The organism is Anaerobacillus sp. ABR4_321 (genome assembly GCF_056158505.1).
Genome location: NZ_JBSWTK010000001.1, coordinates 3152036 through 3176937, shown reverse-complemented (window position 1 = coordinate 3176937; position 24902 = coordinate 3152036). Strand labels below are relative to the sequence as shown.

General features: G+C 42.6%; 19 protein-coding genes and 1 other annotated feature. Of the genes, 14 read left to right on the top strand and 5 right to left on the bottom strand.

The features are described 5' to 3' along the window. Positions 1-11: 11 nt before the first annotated feature. The 5 genes from ACXADT_RS16535 (at position 12) to ACXADT_RS16515 (ending at position 7734) form a co-directional block, all read left to right on the top strand. Entirely contained in the window at positions 12-3353 is a 3342-nt protein-coding gene (locus tag ACXADT_RS16535) for an AAA family ATPase (RefSeq protein ID WP_474831956.1), read from the top strand. A 151-nt stretch (positions 3354-3504) separates the two neighbouring features. Next, the gene (locus ACXADT_RS16530; RefSeq protein ID WP_474831954.1) at positions 3505-4155 is read left to right on the top strand and encodes a hypothetical protein; all 651 of its coding nucleotides are present in this window, start codon (positions 3505-3507) and stop codon (positions 4153-4155) included. Between the two features lie 19 nt (positions 4156-4174). Continuing rightward, positions 4175-5305: an efflux RND transporter periplasmic adaptor subunit gene (locus ACXADT_RS16525; protein WP_474831952.1), complete on the top strand. Its 1131-nt coding sequence runs from the start codon at positions 4175-4177 to the stop codon at positions 5303-5305. A gap of 59 nt (positions 5306-5364) precedes the next feature. Beyond that, positions 5365-6243: a fumarylacetoacetate hydrolase family protein gene (locus ACXADT_RS16520; RefSeq protein ID WP_474831950.1), complete on the top strand. Its 879-nt coding sequence runs from the start codon at positions 5365-5367 to the stop codon at positions 6241-6243. A gap of 66 nt (positions 6244-6309) precedes the next feature. After that, positions 6310-7734 (top strand): NAD-dependent succinate-semialdehyde dehydrogenase, encoded by a 1425-nt coding sequence (locus ACXADT_RS16515; protein WP_474831949.1) that lies wholly within the window; start codon positions 6310-6312, stop codon positions 7732-7734. A 39-nt stretch (positions 7735-7773) separates the two neighbouring features. Here ACXADT_RS16515 and ACXADT_RS16510 read toward each other — a convergent pair whose 3' ends face one another. Beyond that, positions 7774-8967 (bottom strand): ornithine--oxo-acid transaminase, encoded by a 1194-nt coding sequence (locus ACXADT_RS16510; protein WP_270181576.1) that lies wholly within the window; start codon positions 8965-8967, stop codon positions 7774-7776. Positions 8968-9133: 166 nt separating this feature from the next. On the opposite strand from ACXADT_RS16510, the gene ACXADT_RS16505 reads away from it, so the two are divergent. From ACXADT_RS16505 to ACXADT_RS16475, 7 genes are all read left to right on the top strand, one after another. Continuing rightward, positions 9134-9484 (top strand): DUF1516 family protein, encoded by a 351-nt coding sequence (locus ACXADT_RS16505; RefSeq protein WP_270181577.1) that lies wholly within the window; start codon positions 9134-9136, stop codon positions 9482-9484. 206 nt (positions 9485-9690) lie between these two features. Next, on the top strand, positions 9691-11439 hold the full coding sequence (locus tag ACXADT_RS16500) for a sensor domain-containing protein (RefSeq protein ID WP_474831947.1): 1749 nt from the start codon (positions 9691-9693) through the stop codon (positions 11437-11439). A 129-nt stretch (positions 11440-11568) separates the two neighbouring features. Continuing rightward, positions 11569-12897: an FAD-dependent oxidoreductase gene (locus ACXADT_RS16495; RefSeq protein ID WP_474812444.1), complete on the top strand. Its 1329-nt coding sequence runs from the start codon at positions 11569-11571 to the stop codon at positions 12895-12897. A gap of 19 nt (positions 12898-12916) precedes the next feature. Continuing rightward, positions 12917-13915 carry a class I SAM-dependent methyltransferase gene (locus tag ACXADT_RS16490; protein WP_474831946.1) on the top strand — a complete coding sequence of 333 codons (999 nt, stop codon included), beginning with the start codon at positions 12917-12919 and terminating at the stop codon, positions 13913-13915. 96 nt (positions 13916-14011) lie between these two features. Beyond that, positions 14012-15859: an asparagine synthase (glutamine-hydrolyzing) gene (gene asnB, locus ACXADT_RS16485; protein WP_474831944.1), complete on the top strand. Its 1848-nt coding sequence runs from the start codon at positions 14012-14014 to the stop codon at positions 15857-15859. 166 nt (positions 15860-16025) lie between these two features. After that, the gene (locus ACXADT_RS16480) at positions 16026-16502 is read left to right on the top strand and encodes a 2-thiouracil desulfurase family protein (protein WP_474812438.1); all 477 of its coding nucleotides are present in this window, start codon (positions 16026-16028) and stop codon (positions 16500-16502) included. A gap of 32 nt (positions 16503-16534) precedes the next feature. Then, the gene (locus tag ACXADT_RS16475; RefSeq protein ID WP_474831943.1) at positions 16535-17119 is read left to right on the top strand and encodes a Crp/Fnr family transcriptional regulator; all 585 of its coding nucleotides are present in this window, start codon (positions 16535-16537) and stop codon (positions 17117-17119) included. Here the strand turns inward: ACXADT_RS16475 and ACXADT_RS16470 are convergent. Then, positions 17099-17821, bottom strand: a complete 723-nt coding sequence (locus tag ACXADT_RS16470) for a DUF4386 domain-containing protein (RefSeq protein WP_474831941.1) — start codon at positions 17819-17821, stop codon at positions 17099-17101. The genes ACXADT_RS16475 and ACXADT_RS16470 overlap by 21 nt on opposite strands. Positions 17822-17943: 122 nt before the next feature. Then, positions 17944-18193 (top strand) — a binding site (T-box leader). A gap of 65 nt (positions 18194-18258) precedes the next feature. Between ACXADT_RS16470 and ACXADT_RS16465 the strand changes: the two genes are divergently transcribed. Further along, positions 18259-19473 carry an MFS transporter gene (locus ACXADT_RS16465; protein ID WP_474831940.1) on the top strand — a complete coding sequence of 405 codons (1215 nt, stop codon included), beginning with the start codon at positions 18259-18261 and terminating at the stop codon, positions 19471-19473. A gap of 39 nt (positions 19474-19512) precedes the next feature. On the opposite strand, the gene ACXADT_RS16460 is transcribed toward ACXADT_RS16465, so the two are convergent. From ACXADT_RS16460 to ACXADT_RS16450, 3 genes are all read right to left on the bottom strand, one after another. Further along, positions 19513-20901: an ammonium transporter gene (locus tag ACXADT_RS16460; protein WP_474831938.1), complete on the bottom strand. Its 1389-nt coding sequence runs from the start codon at positions 20899-20901 to the stop codon at positions 19513-19515. 22 nt (positions 20902-20923) lie between these two features. Next, on the bottom strand, positions 20924-21265 hold the full coding sequence (locus tag ACXADT_RS16455) for a P-II family nitrogen regulator (RefSeq protein WP_224881418.1): 342 nt from the start codon (positions 21263-21265) through the stop codon (positions 20924-20926). A 249-nt stretch (positions 21266-21514) separates the two neighbouring features. Next, positions 21515-23251, bottom strand: coding sequence for a glycoside hydrolase family 13 protein (locus ACXADT_RS16450; RefSeq protein ID WP_474831937.1), 1737 nt, complete (start codon positions 23249-23251; stop codon positions 21515-21517). Positions 23252-23535: 284 nt separating this feature from the next. Between ACXADT_RS16450 and ACXADT_RS16445 the strand changes: the two genes are divergently transcribed. Continuing rightward, positions 23536-24819: an extracellular solute-binding protein gene (locus ACXADT_RS16445; RefSeq protein WP_270181588.1), complete on the top strand. Its 1284-nt coding sequence runs from the start codon at positions 23536-23538 to the stop codon at positions 24817-24819. Positions 24820-24902 lie beyond the last annotated feature (83 nt).

The following is a 24902-nucleotide window of genomic DNA, read 5'->3' as shown; positions in this document are numbered from 1 at the left end:
GGAAACCACTTGTGAAACCATTACGATTATCTGTATCAGGTCTTCATAGTTTTAGAGAACCACAGGTTGTAGATTTTGAAGCACTTTGTCAAGGAGGCGTTTTTGGTATTTTTGGCCCGACTGGAAGTGGAAAATCTTCCTTGCTCGATGCGATGACGCTCGCATTGTACGGGAAGGTCGAACGTGCGACGAACAATACGCAGGGAATCATGAATCATGCAGAAGATACGCTGTCCGTGTCATTTACCTTTGAACTCAGTGAAGGGGTTCATTACCGTGTCGAGCGGAGCTACAAGCGTTCTGGAGACATATCCGTACGCTCAACGACCTCTCGTCTAGTAGAAATCACTGATGAAGAAAGCGTTTTGGCAGATAAAGATCGCGATGTATCTCAAAGAATTCAAGAAATTCTTGGATTGACGATCGATGATTTTACTCGTGCCGTCGTTTTACCACAGGGGAAATTTGCCGAGTTTCTTTCGTTAAAAGGTACTGAAAGACGTCAGATGCTTCAGAGGCTGTTTCAGTTAGAGAAATATGGCGATCAGTTCAACCGCAGACTGAAGGCCCGAGTCGATAAAGAAAAAAGCGTGTTGAATGAGCTTACAGCAGAGCAAACGGGTCTAGGAGATGCTTCTAAGGAGCACCTGAAGGAAGCGAAGGAATCGTTAAAAAGCGCTGAGCTAGCAGCTGAAAAAGCGAATGAAGAGCTTGAGGCATCGAAGAAACGAAGAAACGATGCAGAGAGAATCTGGTCACTTCAGAAAGAGCATACGGAATTATCGAATAAGAAATCGAAACTTCTATTGAAAAGTGAAGAAATGGATCATCTTAAGAAGAAGATCAAGCGGTCGTTTGCGGCTTCAGCACTCAAGCCATATCTGGATACGCTAGAATCGACCGACAAGGAAGAAAAAGAAGCGCGTCTCCGTTATGAGCGTACGAAAGCAATTTTAACTGAAGCGAAAACGTACTATGAAGATGCGAAGAAAAAGCATGATGATAGTAGAGCGAAACAACAGAGTGAAGAACCACAATTGATCAAAAGGTTGAATGACCTCGAACGTGGAATAAAGCTTGAGAAAGAAGTAGATGAGCTTAAAACGATACGAGAAAGAAATCTTGTAAAATGGAACAAGATCAAAGAAGACGATGACGAAACGAACAAAGCCATGACACAGGCTGAGCACGATTTAAACGTTGCGAGAAACTTACAAGAGGATTTAAATCGCAAGCTCGACGGTCTTCAGGTTCCGAATGATGAACGAAAGCGTCTTTCGACAGCACAGCAATTAAAGCATGAGTACGAAGGTGCTAAGAAGCAGATCGATGAAGTGATAGAGGAAGAACGGAAAATCAACGAAGAAAAAAACTCTTTAGAAGCTTCGCAGTCAGATTTGAATATGAAGCTCACAAAAGCGAAAGAAAGCTATCGTACCTTTTTCAAAAGAGTGTTGAGAAGCTATGAAGGTGTATCAGCATGCAAAACAGCGGTAGACCAACGTATAGCAAGATTAAGTAAAGAGATTCATGACGCTTATCAAAAGCTTGAGAACAGTCGGACTCATGCGATCGCGATCAAGCTTGCTTCAGAACTGCAGGATGGAGACGCGTGCCCTGTTTGTGGAGCAACCGAGCATGTTGATCTTGCAGATGGAGAAGACGAGACACTTGAATGGCAGCATAAAATCGAGCAAACGGAGCAGCAGAGAGAGGCTTTTAAAGATAGCCTTTTACATGGAAAGCAGTTGCAATACAAGCTCGAACAGCTCTCTGATCAAATGCTCGACCTTGATGAGGGTGTGAAAGAAATTACTTCCGATCAGCCTGTCGAGTTGTCGGACGATCTCCTCACCGAAATGAAATCATTCACTCAAGATGTACGTGAGCTTGAAGAGTACATCAGAAAACTAGGGAAAGAACTTCAGGAGTACAACACGGCTGTATCAAAAAATACCTACAGACTCGATCAGGTCAATCATAACCTGTCCGCCATCTTAGAAAAGAAGCATACGCTTTCTGTAAGAGCGGATGAAATAAAGGAACGTATGATGGAAGAGCTTTCCCTTACGATTGATGAAGTTGAAGAGAAAGTAACAAAGCTTCAGGAGATGGATGGCGAAGCCGAAGTCATTCGAGAACGCCTTTCAAAAAGCATTCCATACATCGAGAAGAAAGAAGAACGCTTTGCTAGTTTACAAGAAAACGTTCAAGCTCTCTCTGTTCAAAAAGCGGAAATCAAGAGTACACTTCAGCAAAATAAAGAACAGTTAGAACGACTTGAACGAGACCTTCATGAACTAGTAGGTGAAGGATCAGCGCATGAATCCTATATTCAAGTTGAACAGAGATTAACGGATCTACGTGCTGCAGAAAAGGCGGCTCAAGAAGAATTAACAAAAAAGAGTGAACACTACCAAAGCGCAGAAAGACAGGCTGCATCTGATGACCACTATGTTAAGGACGTACGTGAACGTTTGGAAAAAGCGAGATCTGCTTACGAGGAAGAACAAGAGGAATCGATCTTCCAAGATCGCGAGAGTGTGAGAGAAGCAGACGTTTCGAAACACTCTCGAGAAAAGTGGGAAGAAGAGGTAGAATCGCACGATAGAGAATGGAATCGCGTGATCCATGGAATTGAAGAACTCGAAGCAAGACTCGGTGGAGAGAAGATTACAGAAGAAGAATGGAAAGAAGCGGAGGATGTTCTGAAGCAAAAGCAGAAAGCGAGGGACGATGCCCACTCGCATGTTGCGGCAAGTCGTCATCATCTAGACGATGTTACGAAACGCCATGAACGCTTTATGGAGTTAGAAAGCGATCGAAAGAAAACGAGTGATGAGCTTGAGAAGCTAGGCAAACTTCAAGCTGTATTCCGAGGCAATAGCTTTGTAGAGTTTATCGCATCAGAACAGCTCGAGCAGGTAAGCCTCGACGCTTCACAGAAACTAGGAGATCTAACGGGTCAACGATATGCGCTTGAAGTTGATTCTTCTGGTGGATTCCTGATCAGAGATGATGCGAACGGAGGAGTGAAGAGACCTGTTTCAACGCTATCAGGTGGAGAAACATTTTTAACTTCACTTTCATTAGCCCTCGCATTATCGGGTCAAATTCAATTGAGAGGCGCACATCCGCTACAGTTCTTCTTTCTGGATGAAGGGTTTGGTACGCTTGATGAAGGCTTACTAGATACGGTGATCACATCGCTTGAGAAGCTGCAAACAGAAAGCCTTTCAGTTGGCGTGATCAGTCATGTACCTGAATTACGAGCGAGACTTCCTAGGAAGCTGATCGTCACCCCGTCTGAGCCTTCAGGTAAAGGAAGTAGAATCGAACTAGAAACTTTATAAGGTTAAGCGAGCTGCTGAGAGTATTCTCGGCGGCTTGTTGTTTAGATAGAGACAATAAATGTAAAGAATTGAAGAAAGAGACTGTCAAATTAACGCATTTTATGTAAAAATATGATTAGTAGTTGAGGTAATTAATGTAGGAGGAACATGGATGTTGCACTCTATGAAATTAGGAAAAGGAATTGTGAGGCCTTTTACTCACTTTCGAACATTACGTTCGGCTTACCGTATAAAAGGCTCGTGGTGGCGTCTTTTTTTACTTGCGTTACTTGCGTTTCTCGTAACGGCAGCGACAACATTTTTGAATATCAAATACGCAGGTGAGCTGCCAGAGTATGGGGGGCTAGCCTCAAGTGAGAAGCTGCTATTCGTATTGAGTGAAGTGATCTCAGACGGCATTTTAGCAATACTTGTCTTTTTATCTATCATTCTTGTAGGCGCTCTCTTGTTTTGGCCGTTCTTTCAGGATGTGGGGTATAAAAGATTAGCGTTTATACATAGTTATGGCGTGTTTATTTTGTTGATCGGCATGATCTTGCAGCTGCCATTTATTATGTTTCTCCATGAACCTTCATATATCTCACCTTTTAGTATCGGTGTTTATATCGATCTTTTCGTGGATGATTCATTCTGGCTTTATTTTAGCTATAGTCTATCGTTGTTTTTTGTATGGCTCATCATCGTACAGTATGCTGCCATATACCAATCGACCTCTCGAAGAAGAGGATACATTGTTACCTGGATCATCATTCTAGACATCGTGCTTGCTTTCGCGATGGCATATATACGAACGGCATTTTAAATGAGAGGTGGATTTCGTCTTGAACCGTAAGTCGGTCTTAGTCAGTATAAGTGTCGGTCTGCTTCTTGTGATCTTCGTAACTGTAAACACTTTTGTTATCCATCGTGTTCTTGCAGGTGAGAAGAAGCTCGAAACGGTATCGGTCAAAAAAGAAACGTTTGAAGATTTACATAGCTATGAAGGTCTCCTTGTTCCCCAAGATGAAGAAGTAGTCTACTATGAAAAGTCGAAGGGCGATATCTCAGCATTTTTGGTAAGTGAAGGAGAAGAAGTTTCAGTAGGAACCGCACTGTTTGAATATGAAGCAGAGAACGATGTGAATGTATCAGATCTTAAAGCAGAAGAAAACAAAGTAGAAACAGAGATCGATGTGTTGGATGATCAACTTGATGACCTTTCTTCACAGGCTTCAACCATACAACTTAATTCTGAGTTGAATGAGGAAGAAAGGATTCAACTCCTACTCGGGATCGATGAACAAATACGAGAGACCGAGTATAAAAAGCGTTTAGCAGAGTTAGAAGGGAAAGAGCTCAATCGTAAAATCCAGGAAGCCGAGAGCAGTGACGTTGAACGAGAAGTAGAGTCATCTCTTAAAGGGACTGTTGCTGAGTTAAACCGAACACCTGAAAATGGAGAAGCTGTAGCGAAAGTATTGTCGAACGAGCTTGCTGTTCAAGGGTCTGTTTCTGAACTCGACCTTCCCTTACTATCTGTCGATCAAGAAGTGACGATCAAAGCGCCTGCGTATCCTGGCCAATCACTAACTGGGCGTATCACACTGATTGAAAACCGTCCGTACGCCATCGAAGAGGGATCTAGCTATTTTAACTTTACTGTCTTGATGGAAGGAACAAACGAAATGAAAGCAGGCACGCACGTAGTGATCGAAGTACCGCTTCATCAAAACGTAGATGCCCCGGTCGTTCCTGAGGAGAGCATCATCATGAAAGATGATAAATCGTATGTAGTTGTCGTAGAAAAGGATAAGCTCGAGCTAAGAACGATTGAAACTGGAAGAAGAAAAGAAAACGCAGTTGAAGTGTTATCTGGTCTTAATGTTGAAGAGAACGTGTTAAAACGACCAAGAGAAGAGTTTACTGAGCTACTATCTGAGAAAAAAGAAAACGATCCTGAAGCAAAAGGATAGAGAGAAGACCTGCAACCTGCAGGTCTTTTTTAAACATATCTCGAAGGGAGAATGAAAAATTGAAATACGTATCATTTCTTTATGAGAAAGAACAGCGGTTTGGAGTTTGGTTAGAAGAAGAGGAAAAGGTTATCGACTGCTTTCAGTATTTCAAAGATAAAGGAAAACACATTTCAACCTTAGTCGATTTGATCAAGACCGATATGCATGATGAGATGATAAACCTTCTTGAAAAAAATGATCAGTATAGCATCTCAATAAACGCGATTACGCTTTTGGCTCCAATCCCGAAGGTGAATAAGAATGTGTTATGTGTTGGCAAAAACTACAGAGATCATGCGATCGAGATGGGAAGTGAAAAGGATATTCCATCTGACCCTATGATTTTTACAAAAGCACCGACAACCATCTCGAATCCGAATGAGGTGTTGTCTTTCTCGCAAGACGTTTCGGAGCAGCTAGATTATGAAGGTGAGCTAGCGATTGTTATTGGAAAGGATGGGAAGAGGATTTCTCGTGAAGATGCGATGGAGCATGTCTTCGGATATACCATCGTGAATGACATCACGGCTCGTGATCTTCAGAAAAAACATGGACAGTTCTTTATCGGTAAAAGTCTTGATCAGTCATGTCCGATGGGACCAGCCATTCTTCACCGAAGTGCGATCGAAGACCCTCATCAGCTGAATATCGTTACAGCAATTAATAATGAGGTGAGGCAAAACGGAAATACAAGCGATCTTATCTTTGATATTCCAGAGCTCATATCGGTACTTTCAAAAGGAATGACGCTCGAAGCAGGTGACATTATCGCAACGGGGACGCCTTCGGGGGTTGGAAAAGGGTTCAAACCTCCTAAGTTCTTAAGAGATGGGGATAAGATTACGATTTCTATTGAAGGAATTGGTTCCCTTCAAAATGAAATAAGTATAGGGTGAGCGTTTAACAGCTCGTTAAAAAAGGAAATGTATGGCGAGATTCCAGTTTATCAGGAGGGTTAGCAAATGGAGAAGTTGCATTACATTAACGGAGAATGGACAGGTCACGATTTAGAAAAGATCGAAGTAAGAAACCCAGCAACAAATGAAGTGGTTGGATCAGTTCCACTCGGTGGGAAGTCTGAAACGAAAAAAGCAATCGAAGCTGCACATGATGCTTTTCCTGCTTGGTCTAATCTTACTGCATACGAACGAGCTTCATACTTAAAGAAACTTCACGCTCTCATGATGGAGCATGAAGAAGAGTTAGCAGAACTAATGACGAAGGAGATGGGGAAACCTCTTCATGAATCGAAGGGGGAAGTCGCTTATTCGGCTTCATTCGTCGAATGGTTTGCAGAAGAAGGGAAGCGCGTATATGGGCGCACGATCCCTCCACATAAAGAAGGTAGAATGATGGAAGTCCGAAAGCAGCCTGTCGGTGTTGTCGGTGCGATCACACCGTGGAATTTTCCAGCAGCGATGATCGCGAGAAAGCTTGCACCGGCGCTTGCTGCAGGGTGTACGTTTGTGGTCAAGCCACCTTCTGCAACGCCGCTAACTGCAGTTCGACTCGTTGAACTTTGTGAAGAGGCAGGGATTCCGAAAGGCGTTGTGAACCTTGTTTCAGGGAAATCTTCAGAAGTTGCTGGAGAACTGATGAGTAATCCTCACGTGAGAAAGATGACGTTCACAGGTTCAACTGAAGTCGGGAAGAAGCTGATGGAGCAAGCTTCTGAAACGGTTAAAAACATTTCGCTCGAGCTAGGTGGCCATGCACCGATCATCGTGCTCGATGATGCCGATATCGAAAAAGCTGTTGACGGTGTCATCGCTTCAAAATTTAGAAACGGTGGGCAAACGTGTATTTGTGGTAACAGGGTTTATGTACAAGAAAAGGTTCACGACGAGTTCGTCGAACGGTTCGTAGAGAAAACGAAAGCGTTAAAAGTCGGTAATGGTCTTGAATCTGGAACTGATATAGGACCGATGATCGATAAAGATGGATATGACAAAGTTGATAAACATGTGAAGAACGCTACGAGCCAGGGAGCAACAGTTGCACTTGGAGGCGAAGGATACGAAGAGAACGGATGCTACTTCTATCGACCAACGATCTTGAAGGACGTTACACCTGGTATGCTGATCATGAACGAAGAAACGTTTGGTCCAGTGGCGCCGATTCAAAAAGTGTCTACTGATGAAGAAGCGATCAAGTATGCAAATCAAACACCTTTTGGACTTGCAGCTTACGTATTCAGTGAAAGCGTGCGAAGAGGCAATGCTGTCGTTAACGGTCTCGATTATGGAATCGTTGGATGGAATGACGGCGTTCCGTCTGCTGCGCAAGCACCGTTCGGTGGAATGAAACAAAGTGGACTTGGCCGTGAAGGTGGACATGAGGGAATCGAAGCGTATCTAGAAACAAAATATGTTTCGATCGGATTATAACATTGAATAAAGCCCCGCTGGCTAAGCGGGGCTTTAATTTTATGCTGAAAGTACCTCTTTAATTTGATCAATCGCCCAGTTTAGGTCTTCTTCACTGATGATAAGTGGAGGTGCGAAACGGATTACCGTCTCATGCGTCTCTTTACAGAGAAGGCCTCTTTCTTTCAACTTTTCACAGTAAGGGCGTGCAGCTTCATGAAGTTCAACGCCTATGAATAGGCCACGGCCGCGAACTTCTTTGATCACCGGATTATTGATTTCTTTTAGTTTCTGCTGAAAATAGTTTCCGAGCTCAAGAGAGCGATCGGCAAGCTTTTCATTTTCAAGCACTTCGATCGAAGCGATTGAAACAGCACAAGCTAGCGGATTACCTCCAAACGTAGAACCGTGAGATCCCGGAGTGAATACGCCGAGGACGTTACTGTTTGCTGCAACACAAGAAATAGGGAAGACCCCGCCTCCAAGTGCTTTACCAAGGATGTACATATCAGGCTCTACGTCATCCCAATCACAAGCAAACTTTTTCCCTGAGCGGCAAAGGCCCGCTTGAATCTCATCAGCAACGAAGAGAACGTCATGTTTTTTACAATATTCATAAGCTTCTTTTAGGAAACCTTCAGGCGGGATGTTGATCCCTGCTTCACCCTGGATCGGTTCAAATAAGAAACCAGCCGTATTCGGTGTGATCGCTTTCTTCAATGCTTCGATGTCTCCGTATGGAACGAGTTTGATACCAGGAAGCATCGGTCCATATCCGCGCTGATATTCTTCTTCAGAAGATAGAGAAACAGCTGTCATCGTACGACCGTGGAAGTTTCCTTCACAAGCGATAATTTCTGCTTTGTCCTTTTCTACACCTTTTACTTCGTAAGCCCAGCGGCGCATCGCTTTCACAGCTGTTTCTACAGCTTCAGCACCTGTATTCATCGGCAACACCATGTCCTTGTTCGTAAATTCTGAAATCTTACGATAAAATGGTCCGAGCTGGTCATTGTGAAATGCTCTAGAAGTTAATGTGACGCGATCGGCTTGGTCTTTAAGAGCCTGGATGATCTTAGGGTGTCTATGCCCCTGGTTCACTGCTGAATACGCACTGAGCATATCCATGTAGCGATTCCCTTCTGGATCCTTAACCCAAACTCCCTCTGCTTCTGCGATGACGATTGGTAATGGATGATAGTTATTAGCTCCGTATTGCTCTGTCATTTGAATAATGTCTTGTGTTTGTACCATGATACTCCGTCACTCCCGTCTATTTATTCATGTCACACTCCATTATTATAACAATGAAATCGCATCCTTCATATCGTTTGAGTCAAAATAATCTGATAGTTTCCAAGAGAATCCATCTTCATGATAAGATAGAAGCGTTGTAATCATTCTGAGGAGGAACATCACTATGCTTCATGCTCATTATACTGCATTCGGATTAACGCTATTGGTCTTTATCATTAGCTACTTTCTTATGAGAAAAGGGAAGGCGAAAGGGCAAAAGATCACTCATATGGTGCTCCGAACGTTGTACGTCTTAACATTGATCTCCGGAATTATACTAGTTTCTGGATATAATTTTTGGGGACCTTCCATCGTAAAAGCAGTCCTAGCGATCTGGTTGCTTTCATCTATGGAAATGATACTCGTAAGAGGAAAGAAGGGGAAATCGATCTGGCCATTTTGGCTGCAATTTCTATTTGCATTCTTTCTTGTCTTTTTTTATGGGTATTCTGTACTACATCTATATCAGCTGTAGACAAAAACCGCCAATACGGCGGTTTTTTTATTAAACAAATGGTTTTTTCTTCCGATATAAGGAATAGGGTAATAGACATATTTTTGCTTTAAAGGTATTCGGGCCCCTATACTTTTTGTTATTATGGACGTAACTAAACGTCATTATTTTACATAGAGACGGAAATCGAACGTATACTATCATTTAACATGCAGGAGATGAACGAATTGGATGGAGGAACAAAGGCATTATCTCACTTGATAAAGGCATCAACAGAAGAGTTGGAATCGTTGGCAGCGAGTTTGCAGCAGTCTGAGCAACGGTATAACTCCTTATTTGAACAAAATCCGAACCTCGTTTATTCTGTTGATGTTTTCGGTAAGATTACCAGCGTGAACCCTGCTCTTAAACCATTGTTAGGCTATAGGCCAGATGAGGTGATGAGCAAATACTCTCTAGATTTCGTAAGTCAAAATGATTATTCAAAAACAAGAGAAAAGTTTGAACTCGCTTTGAACGGAAATGCTCAGTCATATGATGTGCATTTAATCCACAAGTCTGGCGAAAGCGTTCTTTTTACCATAACGAATATTCCTATTATCGAGAATGGGGAAGTCGTTGGCGCTTATGGAATCGGTAAAAATATCATGAGGCAGCTTAGAGCAGAAGAAAAAATCGCACACCTTGCTTATTACGATGTCCTTACCGAACTACCTAATCGTCTCTTATTTGAGAATCTATTACAAGAATCTCTTAAAGCACCTGATGAGATGGTAGCTGTTATGTTTGTAGATTTAGATCGTTTCAAGCTTATCAATGATAGTCTTGGTCACCACCAAGGAGACCACATATTAAAACTCGTTACAGCGAAGTTGAAAGAAGCCGTTCAAGATGATGCCGTGTTAGCACGGTTCGGTGGCGATGAATTCACGTTGATTCTTTCAGGTATAAAAGCCGAGAATGAAGCCTTGTGTTTAGCAAAGAAAATCATCGATGAACTTAAAGAGCCGATCGTGTTTAACGATGTGGAATACTTCATGACGGTAGGAATCGGAATCAGTATGTTCCCTCATGATGGTGTCGATATGGATGAATTGATGCGAAATGCTTATATCGCATTAGACCGAGCGAAAAAGCAGGGCGCAAATCATATTGAATTTTACACAGATGAGATGAATGACCAGGCGTTTGAGAGGCTGGAGCTAGAAAGCTATTTACGCAGAGCCATCGAGAAGGAAGAGCTCACGCTATTCTATCAGCCTCAAGTGAATTTAGATGAACAGAAGATTTATGCCTGTGAAGCCTTAATCAGGTGGAATCATCCAAAGTTGGGCTTAGTATCACCTGCACAGTTCATCCCGCTTGCTGAAGATACGGGTCTTATTGAAGAGATCGGTATCTGGGTATTAAATGAAGCTTGTATGCAAACGAAAATGTGGCAGGATCTCGGATATGAGCACCTTTCGATCTCTGTGAACGTCTCGGGTAGGCAATTCCAGAGCGAACAATTTGTGGAATCTGTTCGTGACGCGCTTAACAAGTCTCAGCTATCGCCTCATTCACTACATTTAGAAGTAACGGAAAGCACAACGCTCGTGAACACAGACTATAGTATTTCGATGCTAAAGCAGTTGAGGAAGATGGGGATCAAAGTCTCGATCGATGACTTTGGCACTGGCTACTCTTCACTTAGTTATCTAAAGGACTTTCCGCTCGATATTTTAAAGATCGATCAATCGTTTATTCGCAACTTGAAGGAAAATAGTGCGGACGCAGCGATTGTAAAAGCGGTGATCACAATGTGTGAAGGGCTGAATTTATCGATCGTCGCGGAAGGGATCGAAACAGAGGAACAGGGCGAAATCGTCAAACGATTTGGATGTAATTTCGCGCAAGGGTTCTTTTATAGTAAACCTTTAAACAAAGAACACTTTGAGAAATTACTTACGTCTCGTAAATTCCCGCTCGCAACGTAACGGAATCTAACCACCTATTGAATCGAATTGGTTCAATAGGTGGTTTTTTATGTTAACGCACACAAGAGCCTCAAGCTGTTTATTCCCCTCAATTGAAGGGAAGAGAAGGGTATTAACGAGGTGATAGAGATGCGATACGATGTCTTGATTATTGGAGGAGGAATCGCAGGCCTGACCCTTGCTGTGAAACTTGGTCAGAGCAATGTGAAGACCCTGCTCGTAGAAAAAGATAAGAAAAGCGGCTTGATTTATAAAGGAGAACTTTTACAGCCGAAGAGTCTTGATATCTTAGATCGAATCGGCCTGCTTGAGAAGGTGAAAGCAAACGGAGTTGTTCTTCCATCCATTCAATTTCATGAATTTGAACGACTCGATGATTCCTCTCTTAAGAAGTTAAGTGAAAATGAATTTCGCTATGACGTGATCGATTCACCTTATAACACTTCCTTGATGATCCCGCATGAAAAGTTAAAGGAGCTTTTGTTTGAAGAGGCATCGAAGTACGACTCGGTCGAGCACATTCAACCAGCTAAGTTTACAGGATTTACAGATGAGGATCCTGAAAAGAAAAAAGCGCTGATCGAGACGAAAGAGGGCAGTCTTGAAGTTCAAGCGAAATTTTATATAGGTGCTGAAGGAAGAGCGTCACCGACCAGAACTGCCATGAACGTAGAGATGAAGAAAACAACCTACAACCATCAATTTCTAACGGTATCGTTTCCTCGTCCAGATAGCCTTGATCAATCGACGATCATTACGACACAGAATCGTTTCCTAGGGCTATTTCCTTTACCGAATAACGAGGTCCGCAGCGTATTATTGATAAAGCCTGGGGAGTTTAAGACGATGCGTAAAGAAGGGCTCGATTCGTTTTATCGTGCATATTGTGAACTCATCCCTGAATTAGATGGGTATGTGCAACAGATCGATTCTTGGAAAAAGATACAGCTCATGATCCCAGTAAGACACAATGTCTCGCAGTATGTGAAAGAGAATATTATTTTGACTGGAGACGCCGCGCATAGTGTTCATCCTATGGCTGGTGAAGGAATGAACCTTGCTATTCAAGACTCTGACGTTCTTGGGGAGCTCCTTTGCTGGATGTTTAAGACGAACCAAACGGATTGGAAGCACCTTGAATGGTACGAAAAAGTAAGAAAGCCAAGAGCGGAATTTGTTTCTCGTCTCAGCCATCAGGCGGCATTACTATATTCATTTCCGTACCGCACATGGCAAAGGCTTAGAATAAAAGGCGTGCAGCAAACGGAACATTCGTCCGTTCTACACTACAAGCAGATGCTCAATACTTCTGGCTTAGGAATTTGGAAGTTTACTATTTGGGATCGGATGAAGCAAGCTGGTCTCCTTCCGGCTAGGAGCAATACGAAGAAAATTTCAGCCAAGGAACATAGCGTGATTTTTAACAAAAAAGATGATTATCCATGGAACGTTGGTTAATGAATGAGGAGGAGATAGGATGAATGAAATTAAAAAGATCTGGCGTGCAAGAAAATGGATGAAAAGCAACGAGCCTTTCCTTTACGCCTGGCATGCGCACGTAGGCTATGTGCATGATCTTTTCGATGAATTCGAACATGGCGCTACAGTCAGAGACGTAGCGAGGAACCGTGGTATGAACGAGCTGCTTCTAACGAGATGGGCAGAAGTAGGAGTTGCGATCGGACACTTGAAGAAAGAGAAAGATGGCACGATTCGCTCAAAGAAAAACATGGTTGAATCCATGTCGAAAAGCAGTGACCAGGATGTTGGCGTATTGTTAAAAGAGATGATGGAGTTACATATTCCGATTCTCCTCTCTTACTCTGATCTATTGATAGGAGATGACTATGCTTCATACAAAGACGATGATTACGCAGGCACAGTAGCGGCTACTTCAAGCTTTATCGAACGTTTCGCATTTCCGAAGGTTTATCAATGGCTACAAAAGATAGATGCAAAGTCTGTCGTTGATTTCGGAGCTGGGTATGCAGGCTACCTTTCTAGAATCGGTGCTAAAGAAGAAAATATGAGACTCGTAGGAATCGAGAAGAATCGGCAAGTGTGTTTAGATGCTGAATCACATATTCCGTACCGATTAAAATCATCGATCGATCTTTATCCTGAAGATATGATGAGTTGGAAATGGGATGGTGAACGTTTTGACGTTGCGATGATGAATAATCTTCTATACTACTTTGCACCAGATGAAAGGTCTCATCTCTTTCAAAAAGCAAGTGAGGTCACGAATGATAGCGGATCGCTTATCATTATTTCACCTCTTCATGAATCAGATCACGGGCATGCATTCTCAGCAGCATTCAATAGTTTTATGAGTGCTCATAGTAACTTACACCAGCTCCCAACTAGCACCGAAATGATCGAGATGGCAGCGCGTGCTGGTTTTGGACTGAAGCACATGAAACCGATCGTGAAAGAAGGGGCTTGGTACTGTTTAACGTTCCAAAAAGCGTCATAAGGGAACCCTGTAGAGGGTTTCTTTTTTTATGATTTTCAATCACAAAACCTGGGCTCCTGCATACGTTAAAGAGAGTATGGATTGGAGGGGAAGCCTTTGTGTGGAATAACCGGGTGGGTAGATTGGAAGCAGGACCTGACACATAAAGAAAGCGTACTTCAACAGATGGCTAGCACCCTGTCAAAGCGTGGACCAGACGATACGAACTGTTTCGTGAATAGACACTGTGGTTTCGGTCACACGCGTCTTATCGTTGTAGACCCGTCCGGCGGAAGCCAGCCGATGTCACGGGAACATCTTAATCAGAAATATACGATTTGTTATAATGGAGAGCTTTATAACACAGAAGATTTACGTAGTGTATTGCTTACAAAAGGCTATACGTTTCGCTCTCATTCTGATACAGAAGTGCTATTAACATCCTATATCGAATGGGGTGAAGACTGTGTCGATCATTTGAACGGAATCTTCGCATTCGCCATTTGGGATGAACTTAGAAAACAACTGTTCCTTGCAAGAGACCGTCTTGGGGTAAAACCTCTTTTCTATCGATCTAGCGGACCATCCTTACAGTTTGGTTCAGAGCTTAAAGCGATTCTTGCGCACCCAGATGTGAAAACAGAAATCGATCGAGAAGGGTTACAAGAAATATTTGGACTCGGACCATCGCGCACCCCTGGCCACGGCGTCTTTCGTGGAATCAATGAGCTTCGACCTGGATTTGCCATGGTCTTTAATCAAAGCGGGTTGAAAACATGGCGCTATTGGGACGTTAAGAGTGCGGAACACACAGATGACCTTGATACAACCGTCGAAACGGTTGGGAATCTCTTGAAGGACTCCATAAAACGCCAGCTTGTCGCGGATGTTCCCGTGTGTACATTCTTATCAGGTGGAGTTGACTCGAGTGCGATAACGTCTGTCGCGCAATCGGCGTTTAAAGATGACGGAAAAGGCATCCTTCGTTCATTTTCTGTCGATTATGTAGATAACGATAAATACTTTAAAAGCAGTGAGTTTCAGCCGAATTCAGACGCGCCTTGGATTCGGAAAGTTTCATCGGAGCTTGGTACGGACCATAGTAACTGCGTCATCGATACCGATCAGCTCGTGCACCATTTAAAAGAAGCGGTCATCTGCCGTGACCTGCCTGGTATGGCTGATGTTGATTCATCGTTATTATGGTTTTCAAAACAAATCAAACAGCAAGCAACGGTTGCGCTATCCGGTGAGTGTGCAGATGAAATCTTTGGCGGGTATCCATGGTTTCATAAGCCAGAGCTACTCGACCAAGAACAGTTTCCTTGGATGCGTTCTACTCTTGAACGTCAGGCAATGTTAAAAGAAGATATTAGAAACAAGTTAAAGCTCGAAAGCTATGTTACTGAACGGTACAGAGATACGGTCAAAGAAACGCCAACGCTCGATGGTGAAAGTGAACTTGAGGCGAAACGAAGAGCACTCTTCTATTTGAATTTGAATTGGTTCATGACCACTCTCCTCGAAAGAAAAGACAGAATGAGTATGGGCGCAAGTCTTGAAGTGCGTGTACCTTTTTCTGATCACAGAATCATCGAGTATGTGTGGAACGTTCCCTGGGAAATGAAGATGCTCGATGGAAGAGAGAAAGGTCTTCTTAGAAAAGCGATGACAGGAGCATTGTCACATGACGTCCTTTATCGTAAAAAAAGCCCCTACCCAAAAACGTATAACCCTGCTTACACGAAAGCGGTGAAGACGTGGCTAACAGAGACGCTTGCAGATAAACAGGCGCCAATCCTCGATCTGATCGACCGAAAAGTCGTTCAGGATATCTTAGATACGGATGGAAAAGCTTTCAAAGTTCCATGGTTTGGCCAGCTTATGGCAGGGCCGCAGCTCATCGCCCATCTTGCACAGATTAATTTTTGGTTAGAGCATAATAAGATTAATCTTGTCGATTGATCGCTCAGAATAACATCATTGAAACCACACCTTTGAGAACAGGTGTGGTTTCTTCATGATTCTTACTACCAACAAAATTCTGATATGCGAGGAATCGAAAAATGATAAAGTAATAAAAGAAAGTGTTCTATAGATGAGCAGCGAAAAAACGGAAGAGGTGCAGCTGATGATCCTAGTGAGTTCTTGTTTAGCTGGGTTAGAAGTAAGATATGATGGAAACCATAGTTTACATTCAAAAGTCAGGAGATTAGTAGAACATAAAAAAGCCGTTACAGTATGTCCTGAATTACTAGGCGGGTTCGGAACGCCAAGAGAGCCCGCTGAAATCATAGGAGGGAGCGGAGAAGACGTTTTAGACGGTAATGCTAGAGTCGTTGATAAAACAGGAAAGGATGTGACCGCTTCATATATTGAAGGTGCGGAACAGGCATTGGAAATAGCGAAGCGAGTAGGTGCCACTACCATAATTTTGAAAGAGAATAGTCCATCCTGTGGAAGTTCAATGATTTATAATGGGGAATTTAACGGCAAAAAGGTTGTAGGGGACGGCGTTACGTCTGCGCTATTAAAACGAAACGGTTTTACAGTCATTTCAGAGAAACAATTTGTAGAAGGTAATGGATCTCCTTCAGTAGAATCGTGATCCATTGCTAAGAGACTGAAGGGGGGACTCTTATGAAACACATCCTTATCAACTATATGAAAAGATACTCTGATCGTACTGAAGAAGAATTGAACAAAATTGCATCCAATGTGCCTATTGAAGAGTTTTCAAAAGGGACCGTTTTGCTACAGCAAGGAGAAATTCCTGAGAAATGTTACTTTATTTTAAAAGGCTGTATTCGTAAATATTCAGTTAGTGAATGTGGAAAAGAAACGACTTTCAATCTTTACACAGAGGAGCAAAGCGTAACCATCTTTAATCAGCATGCAGCGGACAAGTCATCACGGTATCGTTTAGAATGTGTGGAGGATTGTGTCCTTGTTGTTGGAGACCTTTCAGAAGAGCGTGCTGCATATGAAGAGAATCCTGGTCTTGAAGCGATGATCCTAAATATGGTTCAAGGTGACTTAGGAGAAATGCATGATGAATTTGCTAGTTTTATGTCTTCTTCTCCTGCAGAGCGGTACAAAGCTCTCATTGCGAAAAGGCCGGAGCTTTTAAAAAGGATTCCACAGCATCAGCTTGCTAGTTATCTAGGAATGACGCCTGAATCATTTAGTAGAATAAAAAAACGATTAGGGAGTTTGAAGGGATGAGCGGTTAACTTTTGGTTTGATTCCTTTAAACAATAGCCACATACCGAACCCTAATTCACCGATTATCATAGGCAGACTAAGGAACATCTCGATCGTACCTGTGATCTCTTCATATTGAGGAGTGAGGTTATACATCGAGTGAATCAGCATGTAGCTTCCTCCAGCGATAAGTAACAATAAACTGATCACCTTCGGAATAAATGCCGCCTTCATCGCAACAGTACCTACGGCCAATAAGTGAATACCAAATACGATTAATCCAATGGACCACGTTGTTTCAAAACTTTCAATCTGTCCCATGACTTGTGCTGCTAAATCTCGTGTTACAGTCGAATCGTTCTGTATGAGGGTGGTGACTCTACCTAACTGAAAAACTGCTACGGCAAGAATCGAGGTATATAAAAGCCGAATCCCCCCAGCGACTAGTGCAAATGAACGGTGGACGGGTTTTAAAACCATGTAAAATGCCCATGAAACGATGATGTCAGTGAGGATAATGATTCCCCATCCCACAAGTTCAAAATGAAATAACAAAAGAGAGCTTTGTAACTTATTCAAAGTAGCCATTGCATCATCATTCATTACCAAAGAAGTATGAGCAAATCCATATGAAAAGAAAGCGGCTAGCGTCATAACGATTAAGCTGACTCCAGCAATGATGGCTGGTCGCGGGTTCACTTCTTGAGTGTTTACACGTTTCATAATAACCCTCCTTACTTTACACCTATCATACCTGAGAGATTGTATTTCACACATTGACTTAAATCAATAAGTGAAAAATAGTGATTTACAATTGTTAAGAGATTTGGTAATATCTTCACAAATAAGCTGCGATGAAGAGAAGAGTAGATCATGCTATCTTTTTACAGAGAACTCCGGTTGCTGAAAAGGAGGAAGGATATGTGATCGAACCAAACCTCTGAGCTTTACATCGGATCCGACTGGTGATGGTGTAACGGGAGCTCCCGTTATCGAGATAGGGTATACGCAATGTTAAATTGCCGTACCTGATAAGTTCGGTATGGTGACATATCGATAAACTGAGGTGGCACCGCGATACTTCTCGCCCTCAAGACAAAAGTCTTGGGGGTGAGATTTTTTTATTGTTTCAATAAAAAATATGTAACGGGGTGTGTATGATGAAGGGAATTACTAAGGATCATGTTATCTTATTGGTCAGCATCGGATTATCCAACGTTGGAGGGTGGATTTATCATATCGCACTTAACTTGATCATCCTCGACATGACAAAATCAGTGCTAGCAATCACAGCTCTATATACTTTAAAGCCGCTCGCATCGCTTCTTACGAACGGGTGGTGTGGTACCTTGATCGACCGCTTGAACAAACGAGCGTTAATGATCGGATTAGCTCTTTTTCAATCTGTCGTTATAGGATTTCTACCTTCACTAAGTTCGATTGGTTGGATCTTCTGCATGGTTCTTTTAATCAACATGACAGGTTCCATTTATCAGCCAACATCGATGGTATACCTTACAAAGTTCATTCCGGCTAAAAATAGGAAGGCTTTCAATTCGATCAGAAGTCTCGTAGATTCTGGTGCCTTTATTATTGGGCCGGCTATAGCGGGATTTCTGTTTATCGTAGGAACGCCTACGTATGCGATCTATATAAACGCTCTTGCAGTCGTAGTTTCTGCTGTCATTATGATGGCCCTCCCTGATGTTGAACGAAGTGTTAAGGCAAAGCTAAACCTGTCATTCCGTGTGATGGTGGAAGATTGGAAGGTTGTGTTTAACTATTCTAGGAAGGCATCTTACATTGTCGCGATCTATTTCTTATTTAGTGCAATCACGATCATGACGTGGGGGACGGATTCACTAGAAGCTGCGTTTTCAAAAGAAGTGTTGCACTTAACGAATAGTACGTATGGTTATCTTGTAAGTATTTCAGGCGTAGGAATCTTAATCGGTGCGACCGTTAATACCCTTCTCATCAAAAAGCTAACGACATCATGGTTATTAGGAGGAGGGACGGTCGTTCTCTCGATAGGCTATATCGTCTATGCTTTATCAGATGGCTTTGGTATGGCGAGTGTTGGGTTCTTTACGTTATCGTTCGCACTTGCTTTTGCAAACACAGGGTTCGATACATTTTATCAAACGAACGTTCCAGTCGAAATAATGGGAAGAATCGGGAGTTTATTTGGTTTTATCGAATCACTTCTCATTATTATCGTGATGGGAATAGTTGGACTAACGGCAGAAGTGATTTCAATTCAGTTTGCTGTTATTGGAGGCTCGGTTGTCATGTTCCTCTTATCGCTTCCACTAATTGTTTTGAGCGTGATGCCATCCAAAGTGGACTATTATTCAAGTACGGCCTCATCATAAAAAGAAAAAACCGCTCAGGTTACGAGCGGTTTTCCTACTTTATTGGGTTTGAGACTCTTTTACTTTCGGAGATTCTAACCGGTTCAATCGATCGACAAGTCCATGACCAAAGCCAGCGCCAGTGGAAAGACTATTGCTTGAGTTGATCGCTCCACGAACTTCATAAGCTGTTGATCCATGCTCTGAGAAGTCGAGTCCTTGAATTTCTTCTTCTCTTGAAACGCGAATCGATGAGAAGCGTGTGTAAACGAAGAGGAACAAGCCAACTGTCGAGAACGTCCACGCCATGACGGCTAGAATTCCAATTGCTTGAACACCTAGAAGAGCAGCGCCGCCTCCATAGAAGAGGCCGCCATCGACCGCAAAGAGTCCTACAGCGAGCGTACCCCACACACCACATACACCGTGAACCGCGATGGCACCAACTGGATCATCGAGCTTCACACGACGGTCGATCAACTGAACAGCTTCGATCAAGATAACCCCTGCGATAAGACCGATTGCAATCGCTCCGATCGGTGAAACGCTCGCGGTACCAGCAGTGATACCAACAAGCCCTGCCAGTGCACCGTTAAGCGTTAGTGAAGCATCGATCTGCTTGTATTTGATATAGGAATAAAGGGCACTTGAGATAACGCCACCAGAAGCGGCTAATAGAGTCGTTGCGACGATAGAAGGAATGAGTGCGTCACTAGCAGATAATGTACTACCAGCATTGAAGCCAAACCATCCGAACCAAAGAATAAATACGCCTAGAGCACCAAGTGGAATATTGTGACCTTGAATAACGTTTACTTTACCGTTTGAATATTTCCCAATACGACCACCTAAGAACGTAACTGCAACAACTGCACCAAGAGCACCTGTAAGGTGGACGACCGTTGATCCTGCAAAATCAGTAAATCCTAGTTCGGCTAACCATCCGCCACCCCAGATCCAGTGACCAACTACTGGGTAAACGAAGCCTACCATTGCAACGGTGATCGCAATATAGCTTATAAGCTTCATACGTTCAGCAACAGCACCTGATATGATCGTCGCACACGTTGCAGCAAACACGGCCTGGAAAACGAAGAACCCAATTTGATCAGACTGACCGGCGAGAAAGAATCCATTACTGCCAATAAAGCCAGAAGCAGATTCACCGAACATAAATGCATATCCGATTACAAAGTATAATACTGCTCCGATCGACATCGTCATCAAGTTTTTCATCAAAATATTCAGTGCGTTTTTCGAGCGGGTGAAACCTGTTTCTACCATCGCAAACCCTGCATGCATGAAAAACACGAGGAATGCTGCGATCATAACCCAAACCGTGTCGATGGACTGACTGAGTGCTGTAACCGCAGATGCATCTGTGGCAGCAAAAGCCTTTCCACTTGATAAGAGAATAATAGCTGCAAAGAGAACTGATACTTTTTTCATGACGTAACCATCCTTTACTGTTTTATTTAAAAGCAGTTAGACCGTGTTCACCAGACCGGATACGAATGACATCTTCTACGGGATAAACGAAGATCTTTCCGTCTCCTACCTGTCCAGTGGAACAAACATCGCGAATTGTTTTGACAACATGATCGAGAAGATAATCTTCAAAAATAAGTTCAACTTTCACTTTCGGCTGGAGATCGACTTCGAAATGACTTCCTCTGAATAATCCAGTTTGCTTTTTTTGGAGACCACAACCCGCTACTTCTGAAACAGTCATCCCTGTAATCCCTTCATCACGTAACCGATCTCTTAAGTCCTGAAATGATTCAGGACGAATAATCGCTTCGACTTTTTTCACCTTTTCGGCACCTCCATGTGAGTTAATCTAACAAACTAATTTTTCTATATGCTTATATTATGCTGAACAGCGTATAAGTTCAAGCTTATTTTTAGAAAATTTAAAATACTCTGTAAGGTAATCTGACATGGATGGAATTCTAAATTCGTATAAGTGCAGGCTGGGTATAGGTGGTTGCGCTTTCACAATATGGAAGTGTTTTTTGAACACAAAAAAGCTCCTGGAATAAAATCCAGAAGCTTTTTGCGATTAGGTTAGTGAGATGATCTCATAGCCATAAGGTTTGAGCTCTATATGATTCTTATCGATTTCTTCATGACTTAACAAACTCTTCGCATGGCTACCAAAGTTTGAAATAGAAATGGTAGAAGAAGAATCGTCATTGTTCAAAAGGAACAGTAACGTTTCTTTTTCTGTTCGCTTCACATATTGCGTAATCTTATCATGATCTGTTAACAATTCAAATGACCCAGCACTCCCGAATGCATCGTGCGTTTTTCTTAAAGAGATGAGCTTTTGAAGGAATTCAAACAGATCTTTGTCTTGTATTTTTTCATCCCATACCATACAGTATCGGCAGCCAGGGTCAGCCCCTCCCGTCATACCGACTTCGTCTCCATAGTAGATACAAGGTGTACCGGGGAACGATAGCTGCATCACATACATGAGCTTAACGAGGTCTTTGTTTTCACCCGCGAGCGTTAACAACCTCGGAGTGTCATGGCTCCCGAGAAGGTTGAATGCAACGTCATTCACATTCGCTGGGTATGAATGAATCAGTGAAGTGAGTCTGTTTGCCATCGTTGTAGCTGAAATTTTTTGATGTGCGAAATGATCAAGAATTGCAGCCGTGAACGGATAATTCATGACAGCATCGAACTGATCCCCCTGGAGCCATGGCATCGAATCATGCCAAATTTCACCTAATATATAGAGTTCCGGCTTCACTTTTTTCACTTCGTTTCTAAACTCACGCCAAAAAGCATGGTCCACTTCATTCGCAACATCAAGACGCCATCCATCGATGTCGAATTCTTCAACCCAGTAACGACCAACTTGTAAAAGGTAGTCACGTACTTCCTGGTTCTCCGTATTGAGTTTAGGCATCGCTGGTTGGAACGCAAACGTATCATATGAAGGTAACGGATCTGTTTCGATTGGGAACGAGCGAACGTGAAACCAATCACGATAACGGGATTTTTCTCCGTTCTTCAGCAAGTCTTGAAACGGTTCAAAGTAATAGCCGCTGTGATTGAATACGGCATCGAGCATAATTTTTATTCCTCGTTCGTGACAGAGTCTTACTAGTTCTTTAAACGTTTCTTTATCACCAAACTGTGGATCGATCTCCATGTAATCGATTGTATCGTACTTGTGATTAGATTGAGCTTTAAAGATAGGGGTGAAGTAGATCCCGTTAATGCCAAGTTCAATAAGGTGATCGAGGTGATCGATGATGCCTTGAAAATCTCCGCCAAAAAAGTTTGTTGGTGTTGGTGCAGCTTCTCCCCACGGTAAACTGTCGTCTGGGTCGATGGAAGGATCTCCATTCGCAAACCGCTCAGGGAAGATTTGATACCAGATCGTGTCCTTGACCCATTCAGGTGCACGGAATACGTCTTTACTATTCAAGAAGGGAAAGCTGAAGTAATCGTTCGTATCAGCTGGTTGTTCTGTGTAAAAACCTTTTTCAGTGAAGACGAATGATTCTTGATCGTCCTCTAAGTGAAACCCATATCGAAGCCTGCGATAAGGAGGCTTGATCGCAACATCCCAATAATCATAGTGAGCGTCTGAACCTGATAGGCTCATAGGTTGCTTCATAGATTGCCAGCCATCTTGTTTCCAATCATAAGGATCCCCATGTATGAGTGATACAGCCGTTACATCATTTTTCTTCGTTTGTAGTTTGATGTGTAGCGTTTCATCGTCATAAGGATAAGCGAAGTTGTTTTGAGGTCGATGATAGATCGCTTCTTTTTGCAAATTGTCCCCTCCTGAATGCAATCGCTTGCATGAATTGTTAGTATAAAAGTACCTATCGAACCAAACGAAGTCTGATACGCACTCTTAGATTAAATGTAGAAGATTATAGAGAACTAGTCAAATCCCTTTATAAACGAAAGAAATGTAGAATAAAAAAATTTCAAAAAAGTTTGTGCAAACGGTTGCTAAAAATTCCGCTACATGTATAATTAGTTATAGAAAGTTAGTGCAATCGTTTTCACGATTCAGCATAACTATCGTAAAAATTAGAGGGGGTTTAGGAAATGAAAAGGTTTTTTGCCTTATTTCTAACACTGGTCTTAGCAATCGGCGTACTCGCTGCTTGTGGTCCGCAAAACAATGAAAGCGCTTCTACGAACGAAGGCGGAGGTTCTGAAGGAGACGCTGATGCTAACAAACCTGAGAAACTAGTTGTATGGGAAGATAAAGATAAAGGCATTGCGCTTGAACCAGCAATTAAGAGTTTCGAAGAAGAATATGGTATTAAAGTTGAATTTAAAGAACTAGGAATGGCTGATGAAATCAGAGAGCAAATTCGTCTTGATGGCCCAGCGGGTACTGGACCAGACGTTCTAACTCTACCTCATGACCAAATTGGACAAGTTGCTGTAGAAGGATTGATCTCTCCAATCGAAGTGGATCAAGAAGTTGTTGATCGTTACACTGAATCTTCTATTCAAGCACAAACATACGATGGTAAGCTTTATGGACTTCCAAAAGCGACTGAAACACCAGTATTTATTTATAACAAAGCAATCATGGACGAAGCTCCAGAAACAATGGATGATGTATACACATTCGCAAAAGATTACACAAAGGACAAGCAGTATGGTTTCCTTGCACTTTGGGATAATTTCTACTTCGCGAACGCAGTCCTAGCTGGATACGGCGGTTATGTATTCGATCGTTCTGATGAAGGTCTGAACCCAGAAGATATTGGTTTAGCAAACGAAGGTGCTGTTGAAGGTACAGAATATATCGAGAAATGGTACACAGAAGGTTTATTCCCTAAAGGTCTAATTGGTGAAAACGGTGGATCTACGATGGATGGTCTCTTTAACGAAGGAAAAGCTGCATCTGTAATGAACGGTCCATGGTCTTTCCAAGGATACAAAGATGCTGGAATCGAGATCGGTGTAGCACCGATGCCTAAACTTCCTAACGGTGAAAACTTCAAGACGTTTATCGGTGTTAAAGGCTGGCATGTAAGTAACTTCTCTGAGAACAAAGAGTGGGCTACTAAGCTAGTCGAATGGGTAGCAAATGCAGAAAACGGTAAGATTCGTTACGAAGAAACTGGTGAAATTCCTCCAGTTAAATCTCTTATCGAAGATCCTGTAATCGCTGACAACGAAGCTGCTAGCGCAGTTGCAATTCAATCTCAGTACGGTACTCCAATGCCTAACATTCCTGAAATGGCAGAAGTTTGGGGACCAGCAGCATCTGCACTTCAATTAGTAGCGACTGGAAAACAAGATCCTAAGCCTGCACTTGAAGAAGCTACGAAAACAATCAAGTCTCAAATCGAACAAAACCACAGCAATTAAGGTAAAGAAAACTAAAAGCGGTACTCCGGAAACGGAGTGCTGCTTCTCACTTTAAAGGGTGACAAAGTGAGGGGAGAAAGGGG